Origin of the sequence: Halorubrum sp. SP3, assembly GCF_005435195.1 — an archaeon.
In the GTDB taxonomy this organism is placed as follows: domain Archaea; phylum Halobacteriota; class Halobacteria; order Halobacteriales; family Haloferacaceae; genus Halorubrum; species Halorubrum sodomense.
The window spans coordinates 348-694 of the sequence record NZ_SGTU01000210.1 but is presented as its reverse complement, the minus strand read 5'-3'; the positions used below and the strand labels follow the sequence as shown (position 1 = coordinate 694).

The following is a 347-nucleotide window of genomic DNA, read 5'->3' as shown; positions in this document are numbered from 1 at the left end:
CTGTTCGAGTACGCTCGCGAACACGCCGACGCGAGCGGGCTGTTGAACCATCAGAATCCACTGGTGCCGGCGCTGTTCAGTATCGATCTCGAACAGGAGGCCACATTGGAAGACCATGGGGAACGCCTCGAAGCGCTTGAACACCGGCTCAACGAACAGAGCACCGATGCGCAAGGACCCGATGGGGAAACCAGCGAGGAACCCCAATGAGTACACTCGCGACGATCGCATTCGACATCGAGACGACAGGGTTTTCGACGACTGACCAGTTGACCGTCGTCGGCTTTGACGCCGAAATCGGCTCGCGAGTGTTCCTCAATACAGACGGGAGTACGTGTGCCTCAGAT

1 protein-coding gene is annotated in these 347 nt (G+C 58.2%); it reads left to right on the top strand.

Going from position 1 to position 347, the window contains the following annotated elements; genetic code table 11:
* The coding region (locus tag EXE42_RS16255; RefSeq protein ID WP_137706986.1) for a hypothetical protein at window positions 1-210 on the top strand (210 nt) is incomplete at its 5' end.
* Between the last annotated feature and the right edge of the window lie 137 nt (window positions 211-347).